Genomic DNA, 24,559 nt, shown 5'->3' on the forward strand with positions numbered 1-24,559 from the left:
GGGTACGGCTATGAACGACGTTTCGGTCATTGACCGCTTCCTTGACACGTTCTCACGCTACATCGATTCGGGATTCGGGCTGCTGCAGGGCGAGGTCGCCTTCCTGACCGCCACGCTGATCGTCATTGACATGACGCTCGCTGGGCTGTTCTGGGCGATGAGCCATGCCGGCGGCCAAGGCGAGGACGTGATTGCCAAGCTGATCCGCAAGGTGCTGTACGTGGGCGCCTTCGCCTACATCATCGGCAACTTCAACATGCTCTCGGGCATCGTTTTCCGCTCCTTTGCCGGGCTGGGCCTGACGGCCAGCGGTTCGACCTTGAGCATGGGCAACTTCCTGCAGCCGGGACGGTTGGCCAAGGTTGGCATCGATGCAGCCGCGCCCATTCTCGGCCAGATCAAGGAGATGGCAGGCTTCCCGGAAGTGTTCATCAACATTGCCCTCATCGCCGTGCTGTTCCTGGCCTGGATGGTGGTCATCATCAGTTTCTTCGTGCTGGCGGTGCAGCTCTTTGTGACACTGATCGAGTTCAAGCTGACCACGCTCGCCGGTTTTGTACTGGTGCCGTTCGCTCTTTGGAACAAGACGGCCTTCCTGGCCGAGAAGGTCTTGGGCAATGTGGTGTCCTCGGGCATCAAGGTGCTGGTGCTTGCCGTCATCGTGGGCATCGGCTCAGGCTTGTTCTCTCAGTTCACCATTCCGGCCGGAGCCGAGCCCTCCATCGACCAGGCGTTGGTCATCATGCTGGCGTCGCTGTCCATGCTCGCGCTGGGCATCTTCGGGCCAGGTATTGCGACCGGATTGGTATCGGGTGGACCGCAGCTCGGCGCGGGTGCGATGGCTGGGGCTGCCATCGGCGCGGCCGGAGCCGCTGTCGCGGTCGGCGCTGCGGCTTCTGGCGTGGGCAGCGCGGTAGCCGCCGGAGCCCGCATGGCACCTGCCGCCGCCAAGGTCGCGGCGAGCGGCGCTCGCTCGGTGGCATCGACCGGCAGCAGCGCCAAGTCGGCATACCAAGCGGGCTCCGCTGCGGCCGGTGGTGGCCTCAAGGGTGCTGCCGCTGGCGTGGGCAACGTCGCCAAGACCGGCGCGCAGGCGGCCGGGCAGAAGGTGGCCGATGGCGCACGCTCGATGACAAAACGCGCCGCAGCCGCGTTCCGGGAAGACGGTAGTCCCAGCTCTGGAGCGGGAGCGGCTGAGGCCGCATCGGGTGGCGCAGCCGATGCCACCGCTTCATCACCCCCCACCGAACAACCCGCATGGGCCAAGCGCCTGCATCGCCGCCAGCAACTCAGCCATGCCGCGACCACTGCCGCCCACACGCTGCGCGGTGGCGATGGTGGCAGTTCCAGCCAAGGCCCAAGCCTTCGTGATTCCGATTCATAAGGAGAACTCCCATGCGATTCAAACGACCCCAGGTGCGCTACGCCGACACGCCGCAGCCTGCCACCCCGTACCAATCCGCCGCACAGGTGTGGGACGAGCGCATTGGCTCGGCCCGCGTGCAGGCGAAGAACTGGCGCTTCATGGCCTTTGGTTGCCTCACACTGGCGGTGCTGATGGCCGGTGGCCTGGTGTGGCGCTCGGCGCAGTCCATCGTGACGCCCTATGTCATCGAGGTGGACAACGCGGGCCAAGTGCGTGCTGTCGGCGAAGCCGCCACGCCGTACCAGCCCAGCGATGCGCAGGTGGCTTACCACTTGGGTCGCTTCATCGGTCTGGTGCGCGCACTGTCCATCGACCCCATCGTCGTGCGGCAAAACTGGCTGGATGCCTACGACTACACCACCGACAAGGGGGCCGTGGTGCTCAACGAGTACGCGCGGATGAACGATCCGTTCTCGCGCATCGGCAAGGAATCGGTGACGGTGCAGATCAGCAGTGTCACTCGTGCCAGTGACCAGTCTTTCAACGTGCGCTGGACGGAGACACGTTTCGTCAACGGGGCATTGGACCGCACCGAGCGCTGGAACGCGGTGGTGTCCACCGTGCTGCAAACCCCACGCACCGAGCAGCGTGTGCGCAAGAACCCCTTGGGCATTTACGTCAATGGCTTGTCGTGGAGCCGCGAATTGGAAGCGAACGAAGGAGCAAAACCATGAATGCACATTTCCGTAAGCCCGCTTTGCCGGTGATTCTGCTGGCATCCACCGTCCTGTTCACGGGCTGCGCCACGCAGGGCAAGCCGCCACCGTCCATCTCGCTCGATGAACCGGTGCAAGCGCAAGCGCTGGCCGAAGCACCGAAACCGATGGAGGTGGTCAGCGTACCCGAGCCGTTGGCCTTGCCGGGACAACTGATGCCATTGCCGGGCACGGGGGATACCAAACTTGCGCAAGAGCCTGCGGACGAGAAGGTGCGCGTATCGCGTGCCAATGCCGAGGCGCGCATCGCGCCTACGCGCGAAGGCTACGTGAATGCGATCCAGGTCTGGCCCTTTACCGATGGCGCGCTGTACCAGGTCTATGCGGCTGTGGGCCGCGTGACGGTCGTTGCGTTGCAGCCGGGTGAGGAACTGGTGACGGTGGCTGCGGGCGATACGGTGCGCTGGATCGTTGGCGATACGTCCAGCGGTTCCGGCGCGGACTTGCGGGTGAATGTGATGGTCAAGCCGATCCGCTCGGGCCTGAAAACCAACCTGGTCGTCACCACCAGCCGCCGCACCTACCTGCTGGAGCTGACTTCGACCGAGAAGACGTGGATGGCGTCGGTGTCCTGGGAGTACCCGAGAGACAAGATGCTGGCCTTGCAGCGCCAGGCGCAGGCGGCCAGCGCCGCCGCGCCGGTCGATAGCGGCCTGTCGCTGGAGAAGATCCGCTTCCGCTACGCGCTCAGCGGCAGCAATCCGCCGTGGAAGCCTCTGCGCGCCTTCGATGACGGCGAGAAGGTTTATATCCAGTTCCCGCCCGGCATCGCCCAAGGCGAGCTGCCGCCGCTTTTTGTGATCGGCGCGCAGGGTGATGGGCAGTTGGTGAACTACCGCTTCCGCCCGCCGTATTACATCGTGGATCGCCTGTTCGGCGCCGCAGAGCTGCGCCTGGGGGGTGACAAGGGTGACGTGGTGCGGATCGAGCGCACCGATGGGGCCGTGGGCAAGGTCGGGAGGAACTGAGCATGAGCCAGGATGACACTCCCGACCTCGCCACGCCGCAGACTGGCAAGGTTGCGCCCGAGGCGGTGGCGCTGCGCGCGCAGCCGCGCCCGGTCACGCGCCTGAACCGGCGCACGTTGGCCATCCTCACTGGCGGCCTGTCCGTCGCCGTGCTTGGGGCCACGATCTGGTCGCTGCAACCGCACCGGCGTGGTGCCAACGACCAGACAGAGCTTTACAACGTCGATCGCGTGTCGAAGTCCGAGGGGCTGGACGGCTTGCCTTCGGACTACTCCAAGCTGCCGAAGGTGCCGGAGTTGGGGCCACCGCTGCCGGGCGACCTTGGCCCGGCCATCGTGGCCTCGCAGCAGCCGATGGCGCCCACCTATGCGCCGCCGGGCCATGATCCCGAGGATGCCTTGCGCAAGGAGGCGGAAGCGGCGGCGGCTTCGTCGGTGTTCTTCCGCTCGGGCAAGCCGGGACAAGCCGCTGGTGCTATCGCGCAAGTGGCACCCGGTGCACCCAGCGCCATGGCGGCCTTTGACCCGCTGGCCGCCGGGCCAGCCTCGACCGCGGCCCAGCCAGCCGCCCCGACCACAGTGCAGAACCGCCAGGAGCAGAAGGAAGCCTTCCTGAAAGGCGGTTCTACGGAAACCCGCAATTCCGGCCATCTCCAGATGCCGGCCTCGCCGTACCAGGTCATGGCGGGGACGGTGATCGCGGCGGCGCTGGTGACGGGCATCAAGTCGGACTTGCCGGGCGACGTGATCGCTACGGTGACGGAGCCGGTCTATGACACGGCAACGGGCAAATTCCTACTGATCCCGCAGGGATCACGCATCCTGGGCCGCTACAACAGCCAGGTGAGCTACGGCCAAAGCCGCGTGCAGATGGTGTGGAACCGGATCATCCTGCCAGATACGTCTTCCCTAACGCTGGACAACCTCGTGGGCACTGATCCGGCAGGCTATGCCGGCGTGGAAGACGAGATTGACCGGCACTGGGGCCGCATCCTTGCCGGCGCGGCGCTGACCACGCTGCTGGGCGTGGGCGCCGAGCTGGCCGCGCCGGCGAACCGGCAGGACGGCAACCGCATCATCATCGCCGGACGCGATGGCTTGCAGGACAGCGTGAACCAGGTGGGCCAGGAGATGACCCGGCGCAACATCAACATCCAGCCGACGCTGACGGCGCGACCGGGCTTGCCAGTGCGGATTGTCGCCAACCGCGACCTTGTATTGCGCCCCTACCAGCCTTTGTTTCTTCAGCGTGGGAGCATGCGATGAGTACGACGAAAAAACTCCGTCTAGGCCCGCTGCCGAAGCTTGAATCCACCAAACTGACCTTCGCGTGCCCGGCCAGCCTGAAGGCCGACCTCGACCGCTACGCCTCGCTGCACGTACAGACGTATGGCGAGGCCGTGGATGCGGTGACGCTGATCCCGCACATGCTCGAAGCGTTCATGGAAAGCGATCGGGGGTTTCGCTCTCAATCGCATATGCAACAGAAGCGGGCAGCGCGAGATACAACGTCACCGTGATGCGTAGATTGGATGGTGCCCTCCCCCCTTCGCCGCAGCGAGTTGTGCCAATTACTGCCGATAGTCACCATAGCTACGTATGCACAGAGACCTACCGGGAGTCATCAATGCACGCTCACATGGAACACGTCGCTGAACACAAGGAACCGCAGGCGCGCGCACCGCATCCCGGCACGGATGGCTATGACAACCTGCCCCAGTTTCCTGCGAAGTTTCCTTTGCCTTTCCGCCGAACCATCCGCCGCCAAGAACTTCACCAGATCGTTCCTCTGGCAGAGACAACGATCTACGCGATGGAACAGCGCGGCGAATTTCCACGTCGGTTCGCGCTGACCGTGCGCTGCGTCGTCTGGGATCTGGAAGAGGTGGAAGCCTGGGTTGCCGCACGTAAACAGGCCTCTCGTTCCGGCGATGCCGCCAAGTCAACAGGGCCTGATGTCAGGCAACGCAAAAGGCGGCCGGTGCGCAATACGTCTGCTCGTTAGCCGGTGGTCACGCAACCAACACCCGCAGCTCGCGCGCAGCGGCAACAGGCAAACGGCCGACCTCCCTGGCCAGGTTAACCTCCAGTGCCGCACGTGCGGTTTCCAGCATCTTCCGCTCAAGGGCGTAACCGCCCTTCTCTTCCAACCAACCCAGCACTTCGGCCAGGTGCCAGATCGAGGCGCTGCCTTCATGCACTGGCGCGGGAAAAGTAGCGGCATGAGAGAGCATCAGTTTGCGCATCGCCTGACGTGACACGCCCATTATTTCGGCCACATCGGTCAGACCAACGAAATCCGGTACCGCCTCCACCAACTTGGCCGAGGGGATGGCACGCTTCACGTCCGCCAGCGCACTGCGCACTGCCACCTGCGCGCTCTCCGCTTCGCGAGTGAACTCCAGCGCCAGGCGACCTGGCTGTCCGATACCCACCAAGGCATCATCACAGCCAGCCTCGCCCAGACGCTCGACCAGCGCATCCGGATCATTGTCGTGCTCGGTAAGCTGGTACTTCAAGGTGAAGATGTATTCCATGGGTCAATCCTCGGATAGAAAGCGGGCCTCGCTTCGGCGTTGATAGGTCGTGCAGTTGTCCACGACCCGCTGCAATGCCTTGGCATGGTTGCCAGGATTCTTTGGCGTGCTCCACACGCTGGTGATGCAAAACTCGCCACAGCGGCACTCATCATCGTTGTAAGGGCAATAGATCCTGCCCCAGGCATGACTGCCGCCAACCGTGACGCGCCAGCCCTGCGCTTCCGCGTGCTTGAGCGCCGCTTCGACTTCCTTCTTCGGGTGAGAGGGACGAGTCATTCATGGTCTCCAGTATGGGGATGAATCGACAGGTTGTCAACTGACAACCTGTCGCAAAATGACTCAGGCCGCAGCACTCAGGACCGGCACCAACGTGTTGCTCGGCAGCAGCGTGGGCGCGTAGCTCCCTCCCTCCACCCAGGCATCGACCATGTTGGCCCACTCCTGCAGCATGTGGCGCCGCGGCTCGGCGTATTCGGCCTTGTTGTAGACCGAGCGCGAGGAACGGCCGTCTTCATGGGCAAGGCACTTCTCGATCCAGTCGCCGTTGAAGCCGACCTCGTTGAGCAACGTCGAGCCGGTGCGGCGCAGGTCGTGCACCGTGAACGGCTCCAGCGGTAGACCGGCGGCTTTGGCGCGCTCGGACACGATCTGGGTCACGCGGTTGAGGGTCGCCTTGGACATGCAGCGGTTGGCGTCGTACCGCGACGGCAGGACGAACTTCGATCCTGCCGCACAAGTGTGGAGCGCAACGAAGATGTCCACGGCCTGGCGCGACAAATAAACGACGTGCGGATTGCGACCTTTCATCCGTGACTTCGGAATCGTCCAGGTCGCATTCTCGAAATCAATCTCGGCCCATGTCGCCTCGATCAGTTCGCTCTTTCGTACCAGCGTCAACAGAATCATGCGCAACGCCAGGCGAATGGTCGGATACGTGGCCACCGATTCCATCTGCCGGTTCATCAGGCGGATCTCCATCGGTGACAGCGCCCGGTCCTTTGGCACGAAGGTCGCGATCGAAGCCGCGCCCACGCCATCGGCTGGGTTGTCCACTTTCTCGCCGTGCAGGATGGCGAAGGCATAAACCTGCTTCACGATGTCGCGGACATGCACGGCGGTGGCGGGCGCGCCACGCGCCTTCACCTTGCCGCACAAGGCGCGCAGGTCGTCAGCACTGATTTCGTTGAGGAGCCGGTTCTTGAACGCCGGCAGGATGTCCCGGTCGACGATGCTCTTGCGCATCGCTCGCGTGCTGTCGGCCATTTTGGCGTCGGCAAGCCATCGGACGGTCATGTCGCCGAAGTTCTTGGCGGCAGTCAGTCGGCGCTTTTCGCGTTGTTTCTCGTGCGCCGGGGACTTGCCCTCGGCGACGGCCCTCTTGGCGTCGAGCAGCTTTTCGCGGGCCAAGGCCAGCGATATGCCAGCTGGCCCGTAGCGGCCGATGGTCAGCGTTTCCCGCCGGCCGTTGAGACGGTAATCGTAGCGGAAGGTGACGGTACCGGCGGTCGATACCGTCACGTACATCCCATCCCGGTCAGAAGCCTTATAAGTCAACGACTTAGGCTTCAGATTGCGCAGTGCTGTGTCAGTAAGCATCGAGGTTTTCCTCCTGTTTTTGACGGCTTTTACCGTCAGGGGTCAGGAGACCTGCTGATGCCTGGAAAGCCGCATGAAACAAGCTTTCCAGAGGAGACATTTACCGTCAAAGACCTGTTTGGTCTCAATAGTAAACGGGAGGGTCTTAATCCGACCTCCAGTTCTTACCGTCAGTTTTACCGCCAACCTGGTTTGCTGGCCGGCGATAGCCACCGATAGCTGCCGTGACGTATTTTCTTATAAATCAATACGTTACGGCGGTTTTTCGATAGTTGGCGATAGTCCCCGAAGAACCCGATTTCACTCCCACTCAATCGTCGCCGGCGGCTTGCTGCTCACGTCGTAGGTCACCCGGTTGATGCCACGCACCTCGTTGATGATCCGGCTGGACACCTTTTTGAGCAGCGCGTAGGGCAGCTCGGCCCAGTCGGCGGTCATGAAGTCGCTGGTCTGCACGGCGCGCAGTGCCACAACGTAGTCGTAGGTGCGGCCGTCACCCATCACGCCCACGCTCTTGACCGGCAAGAAGACGGTGAAAGCCTGGCTGGTCAGGTCGTACCAGGTCTTGCCGGTCGCTTCGTCCTTGAAGTTGCGCAGTTCCTCAATGAAGATGGCATCGGCGCGGCGCAGCAGGTCGGCGTATTCCTTTTTCACTTCACCCAGGATGCGCACGCCCAGGCCGGGGCCGGGGAAGGGATGGCGGTAGACCATCTCGGCCGGCAGGCCCAGGGCCACGCCCAGCTCGCGCACCTCGTCCTTGAACAGGTCGCGCAGCGGCTCCAGCAGTTTCAGGCCCAATTGTTCGGGCAGGCCACCCACGTTGTGGTGGCTCTTGATGGTGACGGCTTTCTTGCTCTTGGCGCCGCCACTCTCGATGACGTCGGGGTAGATCGTGCCCTGGGCCAGGAAGGTCGCGCCCTTGTGACCCGCCGTGCCGGCCTTGAGCTTGGCGGCCTCGGCCTTGAACACGTCCACGAACAGGCCGCCGATGATCTTGCGCTTTTGCTCGGGCTCGCTCACCCCGGCCAACTTGCCCAGGAACAGTTCGCTGGCGTCCACGCGGATGACCTTGGCGTGCAGCTTGCCCTCAAACATGTCCATCACCATGTCGCCTTCATTCAGGCGCAGCAGGCCGTGGTCCACGAACACGCAGGTGAGTTGGTCGCCGATGGCGCGGTGGATGAGTGCGGCGGCCACGCTGGAATCGACCCCGCCCGACAGACCCAGGATGACCTCTTCATCGCCCACCTGCTCGCGGATCTTGGCCACCGCTTCTTCGATGTGGTCACGCATGATCCAGTCAGGGCGTGTGCCACAAATGCCCAGCACAAAACGCTCCAGCAACGCCCTGCCCTGCACCGTGTGCGTGACCTCGGGGTGGAACTGCACCGCGTAGTAGCCACGCGATTCGTCGGCCATGCCGGCGATGGGGCAGGCATCGGTGCTGGCCATGAGCTTGAAGCCGGGCGGCATCTCGGTGACCTTGTCGCCATGGCTCATCCAGACCTTGAGCATGCCGTGGCCTTCGGCCGTGGTGAAGTCGGCGATGTCCTCGAGCAAGGCGGTGTGGCCACGTGCGCGCACCTCGGCGTAGCCGAATTCGCGCGTCTTGCCAGCCTCCACCTTGCCGCCCAGTTGCTGCGCCATGGTCTGCATGCCGTAGCAGATGCCCAGCACCGGCAGGCCCAGCTTGAACACGGCGTCGGGCGCCTTGTCGTCCACCTCGTACACGCTGGCGTGGCTGCCCGAGAGGATGATGCCTTTGAGCTGGCCATCGGCGGCGAACTCGCGCACCCATTCGCTGCTGACGTCGCAGGGGTGGACCTCGCAGTACACGTGGGCTTCGCGCACGCGGCGTGCGATCAACTGGGTGACCTGAGAGCCGAAATCGAGGATGAGGATTTTCTGGTGTTGCATGGCGGTGAAGGCTTGTGTGAATCAGAAAGCAAAAGGCCGTCCGGCGGGACGGCCTCTGGGGCAGCTCAGATCAGTCCGCCCGGTAGTTGGGGGCCTCTTTGGTGATCTGCACGTCGTGCACGTGGCTTTCGCGGATACCGGCCGAGGTGATCTCGACAAATTCCGCCCGGTTGCGCATCTCTTCGATGGTGGCGCACCCGCAGTAGCCCATGCTGGCGCGCAGACCGCCCGCCATCTGGAACAGGATGCTGACGACCGAGCCCTTGTAAGGTACGCGGCCTTCGATACCTTCGGGCACCAGCTTGTCGGCATTGGGGTTGCCGGTGCTGCTTTCCTGGAAATAGCGGTCGGCGCTGCCCTGCTGCATGGCGCCAATGCTGCCCATGCCACGGTAGCTCTTGTAGCTGCGGCCCTGGAACAACACGATTTCGCCCGGCGCCTCTTCGGTACCCGCGAACATGCCGCCCATCATCACCGTGCCGGCACCGGCTGCGATGGCCTTGGCGATGTCACCGCTGTAGCGGATGCCACCGTCGCCAATCAGGGGCACGCCCGTGCCCTGCAGCGCGGTGGCCACGTTGTCGATGGCGGTGATCTGAGGCACGCCCACACCGGCCACAATGCGCGTGGTGCAGATGGAGCCGGGGCCGATACCGACTTTCACGCCGTCAGCGCCGGCCTCCACCAATGCCAGCGCGGCCGCGCCGGTGGCGATGTTGCCGCCGATCACGTCCACCTGCGGGTAGTTTTGCTTGACCCATCGCACGCGCTCGATCACGCCTTTGCTGTGGCCGTGGGCGGTGTCCACGACGATGGCGTCCACACCGGCTTTCACCAGTGCCTCGACGCGTTCTTCGGTGCCTTCGCCCACGCCCACTGCCGCGCCCACGCGCAGGCGGCCTGCAGCATCGCGCGCCGCGTTGGGGAAGTTGAGTTGCTTGGTGATGTCTTTGACGGTGATCAGGCCCTTGAGCTCGAAGGCGTCATTGACCAGCAGCAAGCGCTCCAGCTTGTGCTTGTTGAGCAGCTTCTTGGCTTCGGCCGGCGTGGTGCCGTCGGGCATGGTGACCAGGCGCTCGCGCGGGGTCATGATCTCGCTCACGGCGAGGTCGTAGCGGGTTTCGAACCGCAGGTCGCGCCCGGTGACGATGCCCACCACCTTGCCAGCATCCACCACGGGGAAACCGGACACGCCCAGTTCGTCCGACAGTTTCATGACCTGGCGCACCGTGGTCTGGGGGCTGATGACGACCGGATCGCGCAGCACGCCCGACTCATACCGCTTGACCTTGGCCACATGCGCCGCCTGCTCCTGGGCCGACAGGTTCTTGTGAACGATGCCAATGCCGCCTTCCTGGGCGATGGCGATGGCCAGCCGCGCCTCGGTCACCGTGTCCATGGCGGCGGACACCAGGGGCAGGTTCAGGGCGATGTTGCGGGTGAACTGGGTGGCGAGGGATGTGTCCTTGGGCAGGACTTGGGAGAACGCGGGCACCAACAAAACGTCGTCGAAGGTGAGCGCTTTTCCGAGCAGGCGCATGTGAAAGCTCCAAAAAACGTATTGTACAGGCGGGGCGCCGGGCTATGCGGCGGCGCAGCAGCGGCGATAAACTCCCACGCATGAAGCACCCTCACACCCCTCTTCTTCTGCGCGTCCTGCTGGCTGTCACGGCATGTGCCATCTCAAGCGGTGCCTGGGCGCAGTGGCAGTGGAAGGACGCTTCGGGCAGACGCATTTTCAGCGACACGCCTCCGCCCGCGTCGGTCCCCGATCAAGACATCCTGCAGCGGCCCAAGGGCGCCGCCCTGCCGGCTGCGGCGCCGGCCCCAGCGGCGGCCGGTGCAGCTGCGGCACCGGCCAAGGCCGCCCCGGCTGCCCCCACTGCCGATGCCAGCTTGGAGCAGCGCAAGCAACAACTCGAAAAGGCAGAAGCGGACAAACGCAAGGCCGAGGAGAAGGCTGCTGAGGAAAAAGCGGCCAAGGCTCGCGCGGTCAATTGCGAGAACGCGCGCAAGAACAAGGCGACCATCGAGTCGGGTGTGCGGGTGACAGTCACCAACGCCCGTGGCGAAGCCGAATACCTGGACGAAGCCGCCAGGGCTGCCCAGCTTCGTCAGGCCAACGATTTGATCAGGGACAACTGCCGCTGAGTGGCTCAGTAGCCAGCCTTGGCGCCGGGCCGTTTGCGTGCAAACAGGCCTGTGCTGCGCGTGCCCTGCCGGTTGAACCTCTCGCGCCGTGCCACTTTGGGGTCGACACGCAGCCCCCGATAGATCTCCAGCCGATCGCCGTCGCGCAACAGGTGGTCCAACGTTTGCTTTCTGCCCCACACGCCCACGTCCGGCGATTCACCCCATGCCCGGGTCGCCTCAGCCTGCGGCCAGCCCGCCGCTTGCAGCGCGTCGCGCACCCGGCTGCCCAGTGGCATCACCAGCTCGTGGACCACCACCTCGCGCGACCCAGGGCAGAAGACCAGTTCAATGTGCATGGCCATCACACACTGCCGTAGACCTGGTCGGCACGTTTGACGAACGCGTCCACCATGCTGCCGGCGATCTTGTCGAACACGGGGCCCACCAACGCGCTCAGGGCCTGGCTGGAGAAGGCGTAATCCAGCGAAAACTCGATTTTGCAGGCCCGCTGCGTGCCATCGCCCAGGGGAATGAAACGCCAGTGCCCTTCGAGTTGGGAAAACGGGCCATCCACCAGCGTCAGATCCACGCGCTGGTTTTCAACGTGGGTGTTGCGGGTGGTGAAGCTCTGGCGTATGCCACCAATGGCGATACCCACCTGTGCAACCACCCCATCGGCGGTGGTTTCAAGCACCGACGCGCGGTCGCACCAAGGCAGGAACTGGGGGTAATGGTCCACGTCGGTCACCAGCGTGAACATCTCGTGTGCGCTGTGCCAAAGGAGGACCGACTTGTGGACGCTTTTCATTGAAGCCTGAGGCTTTCATACAATCTCGGTTTGCGTCGGGATTGTATTCGGCCCGCAGCGCCTCAGATTGCTTACATGAACAAGCCCGCCTCGAAGTCCAAGCCCACCGACAGCCGCATCGCAGACAACAAAAAAGCGGTTTTCAACTACGCCATTGAGGAGCGTTTCGAAGCGGGAATGGTGTTGCATGGCTGGGAGGTGAAGGCGCTGCGCGAAGGCAAGGTGCAGTTGACCGACGGGTATGTGCTGATCCGCGAAGGCGAGCTGTTTCTGATCGGCTGCCAGATCAACCCGTTGCGCACCACGTCCACCCACGTCAGCGCCGACGCGGCACGGACCAAGAAGCTGCTGCTGCACAAGGCGGAAATCAGCCGCCTGGTGGGCAAAGTGGAGCAAAAGGGTTACGCCCTGGTCCCGCTGAACCTGCACTGGAAGAACGGCAAGGTCAAATGCGACATTGGCCTGGGCCGTGGCAAGGGCGAACACGACAAGCGCGACACCATCAAGGACCGTGAAGGCAAACGCGAGGTGGAGCGCGCCATGAAGGTCCACAACCGCTGACGCGGTTGTGGCGTTGGTCGTTCAGTCCAGGTGCCGCAGCGGGTGCGCGTGGGCCGGCCAGGGGCTGTCAAAAAACGGCGTCACCATGTCGGGCGTCACGTCTTCGATGCGGGACGGGTTCCAGCGTGGCGCGTGGTCTTTGTCAACCGCCAGCGCGCGAATGCCTTCGACCGTCTCGCTGGTCGCACCGCTGCGACCCAGGTGACCGGTGAAAAAACAATGGCGCACCAGGTCGCGCTCCATGCGCAGGTCTTCGGCCAGGGTCAAACCACGCGCGCGGCGCAGCTGTTCCAACACCACGTGCAGCATCAGCGGGCTGCGGTGGCGCAACATGCCGGCGGTCTCGGTGGCGGCCTGTGTGCCGGCCGCTTCCAGCGAGGCCACTATCTCGCCCACGGTGGGCAGGGCAAACGCGGCTTCCAGCTCGGGGCGCAGGCCTTCGGGGGCCTGCGAGGGCACGTTCCAGTGGGCTTGCTCACACCAGCGGCTCCACAGGCGGCGCAGCTCGTCAGGTGAGGATGGCCGGAAATGCTCCAGTGCCTCCCAGGCCTGGTGCAGGTGCTGCGACGGCACGATGAGATCGGCCAGATTCCAGGCCACCGCCTGAGCGCCGCCGATCACGTGGCCGGTCAACGCCAGGTACTCGCCTACGCGGCCGGGGCAACTACCTAAGAAGTGGCCACCGCCGACGTCGGGAAACAGCCCGATGTTGGTTTCAGGCATGGCCATCTTGGTGCGTTCGGTCACCAAACGCACGCTGGCACCCTGGCTGATGCCCATGCCACCGCCCATGACGATGCCATCCATGAAGGCGATGTAGGGTTTGGGGTAGGTGAAGATCAGGTGGTTGAGCGCGTACTCTTCGGTGAAGAAGTCTTCCAGCGCGGGGTCGCCGGCCATCGCCGCCTGGTGGAAAAACCGGATGTCGCCGCCCGCGCAAAAGCCGCCAAACGGCCCTTCCTTGTTGGTGCCGCGTATGGCCACGCCGTGCACGGCCGCGTCACTTCGCCACGCCAGCAAGATGTCGGTCAGGCGCCGCACCATGCCCAAGTTCAGGGCGTTCAGCGCACGCGGGCGGTTCAGGGTGATGAAGCCTACCCCGCCCACCACCTCGGACAGCACGTCGGGCGCTTGCACCACATCGGCGTTGTTGCTTGTCATGAGTTGTCTCCTAACTCGGTCTCGGTCTGTCGAATCTGATAGTGCCCAGCCCGTTCGCGCCAGCCCAACCATTCGTTGGCCACCAGCGCGCCCATGACCAGGGCGCCGCCCAGCAGAACTTGTTGCGATGGCACCTCACCAGCGCCCAGCCAAGCCAGAAGTATGCCGAACAACACCTCGAGCAAGGCCAGCAGCGAGACCTCCGGCGCACTCAACACGCGCGCGCAGACGACCGCCAGCACGCAGGGTACCGCAAGCTGGCCCAAACCCAAGCCTGCCAGCAGCGCAATGTCGTGAGCGCTGGCCGACAGGGGCCAGGCCAGCGGCAGCGTCAGCAGGGTGGACAGCACCGCGCCCACCAGCACCGCCGGCACCAAGTCCACCACATGCCCGCTGCGCTGGCTGCGTTGCACCAGCGTCCAGTTGATGGCGGCGGCCACAGGGACACAGAACGCCACCAGCGTGCCGACAATGCCGCCCTCGCCGAGTTGGGTGCCGAACATGTAGGCGATACCTGCACCCGCCACCAGAATGGCGACCCAGGTGCGGCGAGGCAGTTGGTGTCCTATGAAGAAGCGCGAGATCAAGGCCGTGAGCAAGGGGCCCGCCGCCATGGTGATCAACACGTTGGCGACCGAGGTGAGGGTCAAGGCCACCATGAACGCGGTGAACATCACGCCCCAGCACAAGCCTGAGGCCAGCAGCACGCCGCGTTCGGTCCACATGCGCGCCCACACCCCCCTGCCCTGCCACAAAGGCAGGATGACCAGGAGCGAGACAACCGTGAAAAAGCTGCGCCAGAACGTGATCTCGAACGCGCGAGCGTGTTCAAGCTGACGTGTGACCACGCCAGCCGTGGACCACATCAGCGGCGCCAGCACCATCAACCAGACGGCGTGAGAATGTTTCAGCTTCATCGACAACACAGGCCTTTCACAACGCTGCCAGGCTCAAAAAAGCCGGCCCCAAGAAGCTGCAGCCCCCGAAGGGGCTGCAGCGCTCAGATCATGCGAGTATGCCCGCCTATCATGCTTCGCGCGATGCGCGCTTGCGGTCGTGTTCTTTCAGGTGGCGTTTGCGCAGGCGCACGCTCTTGGGCGTGATCTCGACCAGCTCGTCGTCCTCGATGAACTCCACGCCGTACTCCAGCGTCAGCAGGATGGGCGGGGTGATCTTGATGGCGTCTTCCTTGCCGCTGACGCGGAAGTTGGTCAGCTGCTTGGTGCGGGTGGCGTTGACCACGAGGTCGTTGTCGCGGCTGTGGATGCCAACGATCATGCCTTCGTAAACCGGGTCGTTGGCCTTGACGAACATGCGGCCACGGTCGTCCAGCTTGCCCAGGGCGTAGGTGAAGATTTCGCCGTCGTCCATCGAGATCAGCACGCCGTTCTTGCGGCTGGCGATGTCGCCTTTGTGTGGCTCGTAGCCGTCGAAAATGTTGGAGATCAGGCCCGACCCACGCGTGAGGTTGAGGAACTCGTTGGTGAAGCCGATCAGGCCACGCGCCGGGATGCGGTACTCCAGGCGCACGCGGCCACGGCCGTCCGGGTCCATGTTGACCAGTTCGCCCTTGCGCTCGCCCAAAGCCTGCATCACGCCGCCCTGGTGCTGTTCTTCGATGTCGGCCGTCACCAGCTCGATGGGCTCGTGGCGCTCGCCATTGATGTCTTTGAACACCACACGCGGCTTGGACACGGCCAACTCGTAACCTTCGCGGCGCATGTTTTCCAGCAGGATGGTCAGGTGCAGCTCACCCCGGCCGGCCACTTCGAACACGCCGTCTTCGTCGGTTTCCTTCACGCGCAGCGCCACGTTGTGCTGCAGCTCTTTCTGCAGGCGATCCCAGATCTGGCGGCTGGTCACGTACTTGCCTTCGCGGCCGGCCAGCGGGCTGGTGTTGACGCAGAAGTTCATGATCAGTGTCGGCTCATCGACCTTGAGCATGGGCAGCGGCGACGGGTTGAGCGGGTCGGTCACGGTCACGCCGATGCCGATGTCGGCGATGCCGTTGATCAGCACGATCTCGCCCGGGCCGGCTTCGGTCACTTGAACGCGGTCCAGGCCCTGGAAGGTCAGCACCTGGTTGATGCGGCCTTTGACGCTGCTGCCGTCCGGACCTTCCATCACCAGCACGTCCATGCCGGGCTTGATGGTGCCCTGGCTCACGCGGCCCACGCCGATGCGGCCCACGAAGGTGGAAAAGTCCAGGGCCGAAATCTGCAGCTGCAGCGGCGCGGCGGGGTCGCCTTTTTGTGGCGGCACGTGTTTGAGCACGGTGTCGAACAGGGCCGACATGTCGGGGCCCCACTGCTCGCCCTGGGGACCTTCTTCCAGCGAAGACCAACCGTTGATGCCAGAGGCATACACCACGGGGAAGTCGAGCTGCTCGTCGGTGGCGCCCAGCTTGTCGAACAGGTCAAATGCGGCGTTGACCACCTTGTCGGGGTTGGCACCGGGCTTGTCCACCTTGTTCACCACCACGATGGGCTTGAGGCCCAGGGCCAGCGCCTTTTTGGTCACAAAGCGGGTCTGGGGCATGGGGCCTTCCTGCGCGTCGATCAGCAGCAACACGCCGTCCACCATCGACAGCGCACGCTCCACCTCGCCGCCGAAGTCCGCGTGGCCGGGGGTGTCCACGATGTTGATGTGGGTGTCTTTCCAGCTCACGGCGCAGTTCTTGGCCAGGATGGTGATGCCACGCTCGCGTTCGATGGCGTTGTTGTCCATCACCGTGTCCACGACTTTTTCGTGGTCGGCAAAGGTGCCGGACTGGCGCAGCAGCTGGTCCACCATGGTGGTCTTGCCATGGTCCACGTGGGCGATGATGGCGATGTTGCGAATCTGTTTGCTCATGACAAGTCCTTTGCTGCTTCTGTTTCGCGCAGCGGGTTTTCTAGAATCTGTTGAATTTCGATAGGGCTCAACAGCCGCCCGGGTATCAGTTCGCCGGCCACCACGTGTGCGGTGCCCAGCAGGGTGTCAGGGTCGGTGCCGTACACGGCCACCCGTTGGGCGTCGGGCCAGTGGCCACGGCGGCGCAGGCCACTCAGAAAGCGCCCCGCATCTTCCGCGCCCAGCGTGACGCGGGTGTGTCCGCCGAGCAAGGTCTCCACCGGCAGCAAGGCCGCCAGGCGCTCATCGGGGGACATGGCTTCCAGGGCATCCAGCGTGAGGGTCTGCGCCAGGCCAAACGGCCCGGTGTGGGTGCGGCGCAAGGCACTCAGGTGTCCGCCGCAGCCCAGGGCTTCGGCAATGTCTTCGCCCAGGGTGCGGATGTAGGTGCCCTTGGAACAGACCACATGCAAATCGAGGTGCGGCGTGTCGCCGTTCAATTGCATGTTCAGCAGGTCAAGGTCGTGGATGACCACATGGCGCGGCTCACGCGCCACGGTTTCGCCATCGCGCGCATATTCGTAGAGCGCCTTGCCGTCTTTTTTCAGCGCGCTGTGCATGGGCGGCACCTGCGCGATGGGGCCCATGAAGCGGTCCAGCACCTCAACGACCTGGCCCACACTGCAAGTCACAGGGCGTGTCGCCAAAACCTCGCCTTCGGCGTCGGCGGTGGATGTGGTTTGGCCCAAACGCACCGTCGTGTCGTAGGCCTTGTCGGCGTCCAGGTGCAATTGGCTGAACTTGGTGGCGGCGCCAAAACACAGGGGCAACACGCCGGTGGCCAGCGGGTCGAGCGTGCCGGTGTGGCCGGCCTTTTCGGCGCGCAGCAACCACTTGGCCTTTTGCAAGGCTTGGTTGCTGGATAGACCCAGCGGCTTGTCAAGCAGCAACACCCCATGCACAGGGCGCCGCTGCACCCGTGTGCGTGGCGCGTTCATGCTCAGTCCTCTTTGGCGCGCGAGGAAACCGCCTTGGCAATCAAGGCGTTCATGTCGGCCGCTCGCTCGGTGGTGCGGTCGAACACGAAGTGCAAGGTCGGCACGGTGTGGATGTGCAGGCGCTTGAACAGCCCATTGCGCAGAAAGCCGGCCGCCTGGTTCAAGGCGTCCTGGGTTTCCTGCGGATCGCCCGTCAGCAAGCTGTAGAACACCTTGGCGTGGGCGTAGTCGGGCGTGACTTCCACCGCCTGGATGGTGACCATGCCCACCCGCGGGTCCTTGAGCTCGCGCGCGATCAACTCGGTCAGATCGCGCTGGATCTGATCGTTGACGCGGTAGCTGCGGTTGGGAACAGAGGACTTCTTCTTGGGCATGTCGGCCTGCTTCGCTTACAGCGTGCGCGCGATTTCCTTGATCTCGAAGAACTCCAGCTGATCACCTTCTTTGATGTCGTTGTAGTTCTTGAGCTTGATACCGCACTCGAAGCCTTCCTTGACTTCGCGCACATCGTCCTTCATGCGCTTGAGCGAGTCGAGTTCGCCCGTATAGATGACCACGTTGTCGCGCAGCAGGCGGAAATGCGCGCTGCGGGTGACAAAACCGTTGGTAACCATACAGCCCGCAACCGTACCGATCTTGGACGCCACGAACACGGTGCGGATCTCGGCATTGCCGATGACCTCTTCGCGCTTCTCGGGCGCCAACATCCCGGACATGGCGGCCTTCAGGTCGTCCACCGCGTCATAGATGATGTTGTAGTAGCGGATGTCGATGTCGTTGCCTTCGGCCAGCTTGCGTGCGCCCACGTCGGCACGCACGTTGAAGCCGATGACCACCGCCTTGGATGCGATCGCCAGGTTGATGTCGGATTCGCTGATGCCACCGACGCCGGCGTACACCATCTGCACCTTGACTTCGTCGGTCGAGAGCTTGAGCAGCGAGGCCGCCAGCGCTTCCTGCGAACCCTGCACATCGGACTTGAGCACGATGGGCAGCATCTTGACTTCGCCGGCACCGATGTCGGCAAACATGTTCTCCAGCTTGGCGGCCTGTTGCTTGGCCAGCTTGGTGCTGCGGTACTTGCCTGCACGGTAGGTGGCGATTTCGCGCGCACGGCGCTCGTCCAGCATCACCATGAAGTCGTCGCCAGCCTGCGGCACTTCGGCCAGGCCCTGGATTTCCACCGGGATGGACGGGCCGGCTTCCTTGGACGGCTTGCCGTTTTCGTCCAGCATGGCGCGCACACGACCGGAGGTCTGACCGGCCAGCACCACGTCGCCCACCTTCAGCGTGCCAGACTGCACCAGCACGGTGGCCACGGCACCACGGCCCTTGTCCAGGCGCGCTTCGATCACCAGGCCCTTGGCCATGGCCTCCACCGGCGCCTTGAGTTCCAGCACTTCGGCTTGCAGCAGCACCTGTTCGAGCAGCGCATCGACGCCCTCGCCGGTCTTGGCAGAGACGCCCACAAAAGGCACGTCGCCACCAAATTCTTCGGGCACAACCTCTTCAGCCACCAATTCGGAACGCACCTTGTCCAGGTTGATGCCGGGCTTGTCGATCTTGGTCAGCGCCACCACCATGGGCACACCAGCCGCTTTCGCGTGTTTGATGGCTTCCTTGGTCTGGGGCATCACGCCGTCGTCGGCCGCGCACACCAGAATCACGATGTCGGTGGCTTGTGCGCCACGGGCACGCATGGCCGTGAAGGCTTCGTGGCCAGGGGTGTCCAGGAAGGAGATCATGCCGCGCGGCGTCTCCACGTGGTAGGCACCGATGTGCTGGGTGATGCCACCCGCTTCACCCGCCGCCACCTTGGCTCGGCGGATGTAGTCCAGCAGCGAGGTCTTGCCATGGTCGACGTGGCCCATGACGGTGACCACTGGGGCACGCGGCAGGGCTTCGGCGGATTGTTGCGCGACTTCGTCTTCGGTAAAGGCTTCCGGATCGTCCAGCGCCGCGACCACCGCCGTGTGGCCCAGTTCTTCCACCACGATCATGGCAGTGTCCTGGTCCAGCGACTGGTTGATGGTGACCATCTGGCCCAGTTTCATCAACTGCTTGATGACCTCGGACGACTTGAGCGACATCTTGTGCGCCAGTTCGGCCACGGTGATGGTCTCGGGCACGTGCACTTCAATGACCTTGGTCTCGGTCGGCTGGGCAAAGCTGGACTGCTGGTCGCGGCTGTCGCGGTCGCCACGGCGGCCACCGCCGCGCGGGCCCGAGCGCCAGTTGCTGTTGCCACGGCCACCGGAGGTGTCGCCGCGGGTCTTGATTTCCTTCTTCTTGGCCGCGTCGTCCTTCCAGGTGGAAGACAGGTTTTCGGACTTGACTTCCTTCTTGCCGCCGGCGCCAGGGGCTGCCACGGCCGGGCGCGCAGTACCGGTGGTGGCCGGCTTGTGCAAGGTGCCCTTGATACCAGCCGCAGGCGCGGCGGCCGGCTTGGGTTCCTCGGGCTTCTTCGCCACCAGCACCTTCTTGGGCGCGGCCATCATGGCACGGATGTTCGCTGCTTCGGCCTCGGCCTTGCGGCGGCGCTCCTGCAGATCGCGGGCGCGGGCGTCTTCGGCTTCTTTTTCGGCGGCAGCCTTGTCGGCCACCAATTTGCCGGCGGCGGCTTTTTCTGCAGCAGCCTTGTCGGCGACGGCTTTTTCAGCGGCCAACTTGGCACTGTCATCCACCACCGGAACAGCCGTGGCCGCTGCTTGCGCTGCCTGTGCAGCAGCCAGGCGGGCGGCTTCGGCGGCGGCCTGAGCCTGCGCGGCAGCGGCGGCTTCGGCGGCGGCACGCGCGCGTTCGGCTTCCGCCTCACGCGCAGCCTGCTCTTCTCGCTCGCGGCGTTTCTGGGCCAGCTCTTCTTCCTGCACACGCAGCAGTTCGGCTTGACGGCTCGCCTCTTCCTCTCGGCGTGCCAACTCAGCCTGATCCACCGCCGGTGCGGCGGGTTCGGCCTGTTCAGCCGCGCCGTCGCTTGCACCCAGTTCGTCATCGCGCTTGATGAAGGTGCGCTTCTTGCGCACCTCGACCTGGATGGTCCGGGCGCGTCCGGTGGCATCGGCCTGCTTGATTTCAGTGGTGGACTTCTTCACCAGCGTGATCTTCTTGCGCTCGCCCGAGGCGGTGCCGTGGCTGGCCTGCAGGTAGCCCAGCAGCTTGTGTTTGTCGGAGTCGGAAATCGCGTCAGCGCCCGACGATTTCGGAACGCCCGCGCCAGCCAGCTGATCGAGCAGCACGGTGGTGGGCTTGTTGAGTTCTGCAGCCAATTCGGCGACGGTGGTACTGGTCATATGGGGTGTTCTCCGCTGAGGCCTCCGGTTCAGGACGCTTGGTTGGCCTGGTCGCCAGAGAACCAGTGCGCGCGCGCCTTCATGATCAGAGCGGTCGCTTCTTCGGGGGTCTGTCCGGTGATATCGGTCAGTTCGTCGGTGGCCAGGTCGGCCAGGTCGTCGCGGGTGTGCACACCGGCGTCCATCAGCTTGGTGATGAGCTCGGCGGTCAAACCTTCAACGTCACGCAGGTTTTGCGAGACCTCTTCCACGTCTTCTTCCTTGGCAATTTCCATGGTCAGCAGCGCGTCCTTGGCGCGACCGCGCAACTCGTTGACCGTGTCTTCGTCGAAGGACTCGATGTCCAGCATTTCCTGCAGCGGCACATAGGCCACCTCTTCAAGGCTGGTGAAACCTTCCTCGATCAGGATGTCGGCGATTTCCTGGTCCACGTCCAGCTTGGCCATGAACAGCTTACGGATGCCGTCGGCCTCTTCGGCCTGCTTCTGCGCCGACTCGTCGGCGGTCATGATGTTGATTTTCCAACCCGTCAGCTCGGACGCCAGGCGCACGTTCTGGCCACCGCGGCCAATCGCGATGGCCAGGTTTTCCTCGTCCACCACCACGTCCATGGCGTGACGCTCTTCATCCACCACGATGGAAACGACGTTGGCCGGGGCCAGCGCGCCGATGACGAACTGGGCCGGGTCTTCGGACCACAGCACGATGTCCACACGCTCACCGGCGAGTTCATTGGTCACGCCGTTGACGCGCGAGCCACGCACGCCCACACAGGTACCAATGGGGTCCACGCGCTTGTCGTGCGACAACACGGCGATCTTGGCGCGGCTGCCGGGGTCGCGGGCGCAGCTCTTGATCTCCAGCAGGCCCTGCTCGATCTCGGGCACTTCCTGGCGGAACAGCTCGATCATGAACTCAGGCGCCGAACGCGAGAGCAGGATGGGCGCGCCACGCAGCGTCAGGTCCACCTCCATGATCATGGCGCGCACGCGGTCGCCGGTGCGGAAGTTTTCCTTGGGGATCATTTCGCCGCGCTTCAAGCGGCCTTCCACGCGGCCGCTCTCGACGATCAGGTCACCCTTGTCCATGCGCTTGACGGTGCCGACAAAAATCTTGTCGCCACGGCTCATGAAGTCGTTGAGCAGCATCTCGCGCTCGGCGTCGCGGATTTTTTGCAGAATGACCTGCTTGGCAGCCATGGCGCCAATGCGGCCGATGGGCACGCTTTCCACCGGCTTTTCGATGTGGTCACCCACCTCGATGTCGGCCAACTCGTCACGCGCATCGCTCACCAGCTCTTCGGCGTCGGGGTTCTGCAGGCCGGCTTCATCGGGCACCACCAGCCAGCGGCGAAACGTTTCGTACTCGCCGCTGTCCGGGTTGATGGCGACACGGATATCGACCTCACCCTTGTAGAGTTTTTTGGTGGCGGAGGCCAGGGCCAACTCAACGGCGCCCAGCACCACGTCGCGCTCCACGTTCTTTTCACGGGAGATCGCATCGATCAACATCAACAATTCGCGATTCATTTCACCGCCACCTTTCCTATCTGTCGTATCTTTTTTGGGGTTGCGCCATGAGGGACGCCGCCTCGTGATATGGGGACACCGGCTGATCCGCCAGCTCAGGCACCGCCTTGCGGCGAGGGCGCACCGCGCCCTTTGAAACTCACAATGGGCGCCAAACGCGCCTCACGCAACTCATCCAGCACAAAACCCAGCGCATGCACCGGCGCAGGCGGGCGGTTCTTGCCCACCTTCTGACCCGGCTTGAGCTTCGGCTCATCGGCCCAAACCACCTGCCAGCCCGTGCCATCGGCATTGCGCTCGAGCGTGCCGCGAAATTTTTTGCGAGTGACCGCCACGCCTGAGCCAGTCGCCCCAATGGGCGCCTTCAGGGTGATGTCCACAACCTGACCGGCAAAACGCTCAAAATCGCGCTCGTTGCGCAGCGGTCGGTCAATGCCTGGCGAGCCCACCTCCAAGCGCTTGTACTCCACGCTCTCAACCTCAAGCAGGAACTGCAGCTGTCGCGTGACCTTTTCACAGTCTTCGACGGTCACAAATTGCTCAGCACCTCCCGCTAGCGAAGGCTCCCAGGGCAAATCGATGGTGACGCGCAGCAACCCACCCGCGGAACGCTCCAACTCCACCAGGTCGTAACCCAGTCCGGTGACGGTCTGCTCAACTGCGTCTTGCCATGCCATTGCTGCGTGTGTTCCTGCTTCAAAAATTGCGGGTCGCCGGCCGCGTGCGCCATAGCGCCAAAAGCGATTGACCAAAAAAAATGGGCCGGTAGTAACCCGCCCATTTGGTCGTGAAGCTCGGATTTTAACACTTTCCACGCACTTTTTATACCCACCTACAGCGTAAATGTTCTGGGATTGGCTGGCCATGGCGTTGGATTTGCCCCAAAGCCTCTTGTCGAACGCGAGTTTTGGGCCCGCTCAGCCCCCTCTTGTGCACAAGCCGCATCAAAAACACGGCGGGACACAAGAAATTGGGCATTTCGCGCTGTAGAATAACCGGCTTAGTCGGAGCGTAGCGCAGCCTGGTAGCGCATCTGCTTTGGGAGCAGAGGGTCGCGAGTTCGAATCCCGCCGCTCCGACCACCCTCAAAAAAAATGGCCCACTTGTTGGGCCATTTTTCTATCGACAAACTGCCCGTAGCTCAACTGGATAGAGCAGCTGCCTTCTAAGCAGCAGGTCGGGGGTTCGAGTCCCTCCGGGCAGGCCAGCAAAACCCCAATGAAATCAAGCGCTTAGCGCTGTCACGACAAATTCGGGGACACCCCGGGGACAAAATCTGATTTGAGATCGTCAAAGTCGGACGCGCTGCGGACTCCCGTCAGCGGGCAGCGGCCGGCACCACGCTGAGCTTGAAGCCCATGGCGTTGATAACCTTGAACAGCGTTTCGGAACTGGGCGCCCGCTCACCCGACAGGCTTTTGTACAAGCTCTCGCGAGACAGCCCCGTGTCCTTTGCAAGTTGGGTCATGCCACGGGCACGCGCAATGTCGCCCAGCGCAGCAGCCAGCAAGGCGGGATCGCCATCGGCCATGGCCGCGTCGAGGTAGGCGGCTGCGTCCTCCTCCGTGTTGAGGTAGTTGGCCGCGTCAAACGTGCGGGTCTTGATCTTGCTCATCTTGCAACTCCATGGCCAATCGCTTGGCCGCTTCAATATCGCGCTCCTGAGATGACTTGTCGCCGCCACCCAGCATGAGGATGATGACGCCGCCACGAATCACGTAGTACATGCGCCAGCCAGGGCCGAAGAACTCGCGCATTTCCCACACGCCAGCCCCAACCTGCTTCACGTCGCCAAGGTTGCCTACCATGGCTTTGCGCAACCGGGCGAGCAGCCGAAATCGGGTGGAGCGATCTTTCAGACCTTCCAGCCAATCGGAGAAGGCCTCTGTTTCAACCACGGTGTACATGGCCGAATTGTAGCCGCCTGGCTACACATGGGCAACATACAGGTAACCGAGTGTCAGCAGCAAATGAGTTGTCCGGTTCGTAGCAAGTAATCTGTCCGGTTTGTGGAGGAGCGATGCAACACGCCCCCATGAGCCGGGCCCGCTACATGCAGGAGAACCGGAAGATGAGATTCACAGA

At 63.6% G+C, this 24,559-nt stretch carries 25 protein-coding genes and 2 tRNA genes; 10 read left to right on the forward strand and 17 right to left on the reverse strand.

The annotated features are described in order from the left end of the window. The first annotated feature begins 10 nt into the window (after positions 1-10). The 6 genes from trbL (at position 11) to ACFQPB_RS14095 (ending at position 5,114) form a co-directional block, all read left to right on the forward strand. Entirely contained in the window at positions 11-1,384 is a 1,374-nt protein-coding gene (gene trbL, locus ACFQPB_RS14070; RefSeq protein ID WP_382224410.1) for a P-type conjugative transfer protein TrbL, read from the forward strand. 11 nt (positions 1,385-1,395) lie between these two features. Then, complete coding sequence (gene trbF / locus ACFQPB_RS14075; protein WP_382224413.1) at positions 1,396-2,100, forward strand: conjugal transfer protein TrbF; 705 nt, start codon at positions 1,396-1,398, stop codon at positions 2,098-2,100. Continuing rightward, positions 2,097-3,110: a P-type conjugative transfer protein TrbG gene (gene trbG, locus ACFQPB_RS14080; protein WP_382224416.1), complete on the forward strand. Its 1,014-nt coding sequence runs from the start codon at positions 2,097-2,099 to the stop codon at positions 3,108-3,110. The genes trbF and trbG overlap by 4 nt, the downstream gene beginning before the upstream one ends. 2 nt (positions 3,111-3,112) lie before the next feature. Further along, positions 3,113-4,375 carry a TraB/TrbI/VirB10 family type IV secretion system protein gene (locus ACFQPB_RS14085; RefSeq protein ID WP_382224419.1) on the forward strand — a complete coding sequence of 421 codons (1,263 nt, stop codon included), beginning with the start codon at positions 3,113-3,115 and terminating at the stop codon, positions 4,373-4,375. Next, positions 4,372-4,629 carry a DUF2274 domain-containing protein gene (locus ACFQPB_RS14090; protein WP_382224421.1) on the forward strand — a complete coding sequence of 86 codons (258 nt, stop codon included), beginning with the start codon at positions 4,372-4,374 and terminating at the stop codon, positions 4,627-4,629. Before ACFQPB_RS14085 ends, ACFQPB_RS14090 begins: the two co-directional genes overlap by 4 nt. A 119-nt stretch (positions 4,630-4,748) precedes the next feature. Further along, on the forward strand, positions 4,749-5,114 hold the full coding sequence (locus tag ACFQPB_RS14095) for a helix-turn-helix transcriptional regulator (RefSeq protein ID WP_382224424.1): 366 nt from the start codon (positions 4,749-4,751) through the stop codon (positions 5,112-5,114). A gap of 7 nt (positions 5,115-5,121) precedes the next feature. On the opposite strand, the gene ACFQPB_RS14100 is transcribed toward ACFQPB_RS14095, so the two are convergent. The 5 genes from ACFQPB_RS14100 to guaB form a co-directional block, all read right to left on the reverse strand. Further along, on the reverse strand, positions 5,122-5,646 hold the full coding sequence (locus ACFQPB_RS14100; RefSeq protein ID WP_382224427.1) for a helix-turn-helix transcriptional regulator: 525 nt from the start codon (positions 5,644-5,646) through the stop codon (positions 5,122-5,124). Between the two features lie 3 nt (positions 5,647-5,649). Continuing rightward, a complete protein-coding gene (locus tag ACFQPB_RS14105) occupies positions 5,650-5,925 on the reverse strand; it encodes a hypothetical protein (RefSeq protein ID WP_382224430.1) in 276 nt (91 codons plus the stop codon). Between the two features lie 63 nt (positions 5,926-5,988). Then, positions 5,989-7,245: a tyrosine-type recombinase/integrase gene (locus tag ACFQPB_RS14110; RefSeq protein WP_382224433.1), complete on the reverse strand. Its 1,257-nt coding sequence runs from the start codon at positions 7,243-7,245 to the stop codon at positions 5,989-5,991. 300 nt (positions 7,246-7,545) lie between these two features. Next, positions 7,546-9,162: a glutamine-hydrolyzing GMP synthase gene (gene guaA / locus ACFQPB_RS14115; RefSeq protein ID WP_382224436.1), complete on the reverse strand. Its 1,617-nt coding sequence runs from the start codon at positions 9,160-9,162 to the stop codon at positions 7,546-7,548. A 70-nt stretch (positions 9,163-9,232) separates the two neighbouring features. Then, positions 9,233-10,702, reverse strand: a complete 1,470-nt coding sequence (gene guaB, locus ACFQPB_RS14120) for an IMP dehydrogenase (RefSeq protein ID WP_382198572.1) — start codon at positions 10,700-10,702, stop codon at positions 9,233-9,235. Between the two features lie 80 nt (positions 10,703-10,782). Here guaB and ACFQPB_RS14125 point away from each other — a divergent pair, with 80 nt between their 5' ends. Continuing rightward, a complete protein-coding gene (locus tag ACFQPB_RS14125) occupies positions 10,783-11,313 on the forward strand; it encodes a DUF4124 domain-containing protein (protein ID WP_382224439.1) in 531 nt (176 codons plus the stop codon). Between the two features lie 5 nt (positions 11,314-11,318). Here the strand turns inward: ACFQPB_RS14125 and ACFQPB_RS14130 are convergent, their stop codons facing one another. Together ACFQPB_RS14130 and ACFQPB_RS14135 are read right to left on the reverse strand one after the other, a co-directional pair. Further along, positions 11,319-11,651: an RnfH family protein gene (locus tag ACFQPB_RS14130; protein ID WP_382224442.1), complete on the reverse strand. Its 333-nt coding sequence runs from the start codon at positions 11,649-11,651 to the stop codon at positions 11,319-11,321. Between the two features lie 5 nt (positions 11,652-11,656). Beyond that, positions 11,657-12,103 carry a type II toxin-antitoxin system RatA family toxin gene (locus tag ACFQPB_RS14135; protein ID WP_382224445.1) on the reverse strand — a complete coding sequence of 149 codons (447 nt, stop codon included), beginning with the start codon at positions 12,101-12,103 and terminating at the stop codon, positions 11,657-11,659. Positions 12,104-12,178: 75 nt separating this feature from the next. Here ACFQPB_RS14135 and smpB point away from each other — a divergent pair, with 75 nt between their 5' ends. Further along, on the forward strand, positions 12,179-12,664 hold the full coding sequence (gene smpB / locus ACFQPB_RS14140) for an SsrA-binding protein SmpB (protein ID WP_382224448.1): 486 nt from the start codon (positions 12,179-12,181) through the stop codon (positions 12,662-12,664). A 21-nt stretch (positions 12,665-12,685) separates the two neighbouring features. On the opposite strand, the gene ACFQPB_RS14145 is transcribed toward smpB, so the two are convergent. The 8 genes from ACFQPB_RS14145 to rimP all read right to left on the reverse strand — a co-directional run bounded on the left by ACFQPB_RS14145 (position 12,686) and on the right by rimP (position 23,151). Beyond that, the gene (locus ACFQPB_RS14145; protein WP_382224451.1) at positions 12,686-13,825 is read right to left on the reverse strand and encodes an enoyl-CoA hydratase/isomerase family protein; all 1,140 of its coding nucleotides are present in this window, start codon (positions 13,823-13,825) and stop codon (positions 12,686-12,688) included. Then, complete coding sequence (locus ACFQPB_RS14150) at positions 13,822-14,742, reverse strand: DMT family transporter (protein WP_382224454.1); 921 nt, start codon at positions 14,740-14,742, stop codon at positions 13,822-13,824. The genes ACFQPB_RS14145 and ACFQPB_RS14150 overlap by 4 nt, the downstream gene beginning before the upstream one ends. A gap of 109 nt (positions 14,743-14,851) precedes the next feature. Beyond that, positions 14,852-16,678 carry a translational GTPase TypA gene (gene typA, locus ACFQPB_RS14155; protein WP_382224457.1) on the reverse strand — a complete coding sequence of 609 codons (1,827 nt, stop codon included), beginning with the start codon at positions 16,676-16,678 and terminating at the stop codon, positions 14,852-14,854. Next, positions 16,675-17,655, reverse strand: a complete 981-nt coding sequence (gene truB, locus ACFQPB_RS14160; protein WP_382224460.1) for a tRNA pseudouridine(55) synthase TruB — start codon at positions 17,653-17,655, stop codon at positions 16,675-16,677. The genes typA and truB overlap by 4 nt, the downstream gene beginning before the upstream one ends. Positions 17,656-17,657: 2 nt before the next feature. Beyond that, complete coding sequence (gene rbfA / locus ACFQPB_RS14165) at positions 17,658-18,029, reverse strand: 30S ribosome-binding factor RbfA (protein WP_382198581.1); 372 nt, start codon at positions 18,027-18,029, stop codon at positions 17,658-17,660. A gap of 15 nt (positions 18,030-18,044) precedes the next feature. After that, entirely contained in the window at positions 18,045-20,945 is a 2,901-nt protein-coding gene (gene infB, locus ACFQPB_RS14170; RefSeq protein WP_382224463.1) for a translation initiation factor IF-2, read from the reverse strand. A 29-nt stretch (positions 20,946-20,974) separates the two neighbouring features. Then, positions 20,975-22,474, reverse strand: coding sequence for a transcription termination factor NusA (nusA, locus tag ACFQPB_RS14175; protein ID WP_382224466.1), 1,500 nt, complete (start codon positions 22,472-22,474; stop codon positions 20,975-20,977). A gap of 95 nt (positions 22,475-22,569) precedes the next feature. Further along, positions 22,570-23,151 (reverse strand): ribosome maturation factor RimP, encoded by a 582-nt coding sequence (gene rimP / locus ACFQPB_RS14180; RefSeq protein ID WP_382224469.1) that lies wholly within the window; start codon positions 23,149-23,151, stop codon positions 22,570-22,572. Between the two features lie 328 nt (positions 23,152-23,479). Between rimP and ACFQPB_RS14185 the strand changes: the two genes are divergently transcribed. Both ACFQPB_RS14185 and ACFQPB_RS14190 read left to right on the forward strand, forming a co-directional pair. Further along, a tRNA-Pro gene (locus ACFQPB_RS14185) sits at positions 23,480-23,556 on the forward strand. Positions 23,557-23,604: 48 nt separating this feature from the next. Further along, positions 23,605-23,681: transfer RNA gene (locus ACFQPB_RS14190), tRNA-Arg, on the forward strand. Positions 23,682-23,792: 111 nt separating this feature from the next. On the opposite strand, the gene ACFQPB_RS14195 is transcribed toward ACFQPB_RS14190, so the two are convergent. Both ACFQPB_RS14195 and ACFQPB_RS14200 read right to left on the reverse strand, forming a co-directional pair. Beyond that, the gene (locus ACFQPB_RS14195) at positions 23,793-24,089 is read right to left on the reverse strand and encodes an addiction module antidote protein (protein ID WP_382198585.1); all 297 of its coding nucleotides are present in this window, start codon (positions 24,087-24,089) and stop codon (positions 23,793-23,795) included. Then, on the reverse strand, positions 24,061-24,381 hold the full coding sequence (locus ACFQPB_RS14200; RefSeq protein WP_382224471.1) for a type II toxin-antitoxin system RelE/ParE family toxin: 321 nt from the start codon (positions 24,379-24,381) through the stop codon (positions 24,061-24,063). Before ACFQPB_RS14200 ends, ACFQPB_RS14195 begins: the two co-directional genes overlap by 29 nt. Positions 24,382-24,559: the final 178 nt, after the last annotated feature.

It is taken from the genome of Hydrogenophaga atypica, assembly GCF_042665215.1.
GTDB classification, from domain to species: domain Bacteria; phylum Pseudomonadota; class Gammaproteobacteria; order Burkholderiales; family Burkholderiaceae_C; genus Hydrogenophaga; species Hydrogenophaga defluvii_A.